Genomic DNA, 319 nt, shown 5'->3' with positions numbered 1-319 from the left:
GAGTGCTCTGCCGGAGGCAGATTTCAATGCAAGTGAGGGGCGTTGCTACTCGATGACGCCCTTACTCGAGACTTTACCTCAAGGCTCCCAGATAGGGAGGCTGGTGGAGGTCGAAAGAGGTTGCACGTTTAACCGGGTTTGGGCCACCTATGCGGAAGATGAATCTCCCAACAGCCCGTACTTTTATATTTCCGCTAATGTATTGGATGGACAGTCCCGGTTCGTGCGCGACTTTACCTTGGATGGAACCGCTGAGATTTCCGGCCCGATTTTTCCAAAAGAAGCTTACACCTCGGAAGGCAACAGTGCGGTCGCAAGT

At 53.0% G+C, this 319-nt stretch carries 1 protein-coding gene; it reads left to right on the top strand.

Annotated elements, in window-relative coordinates; translation table 11 throughout:
- The coding region (locus E5Q11_RS17905) for a hypothetical protein (protein WP_210426340.1) at positions 1-319 on the top strand (319 nt) is incomplete at both ends.

The sequence above is a fragment of the Marinobacter confluentis genome, assembly GCF_004785685.1.
GTDB classification, from domain to species: Bacteria; Pseudomonadota; Gammaproteobacteria; order Pseudomonadales; family Oleiphilaceae; genus Marinobacter; species Marinobacter confluentis.
This window is presented reverse-complemented; position numbering and strand designations above follow the sequence as displayed.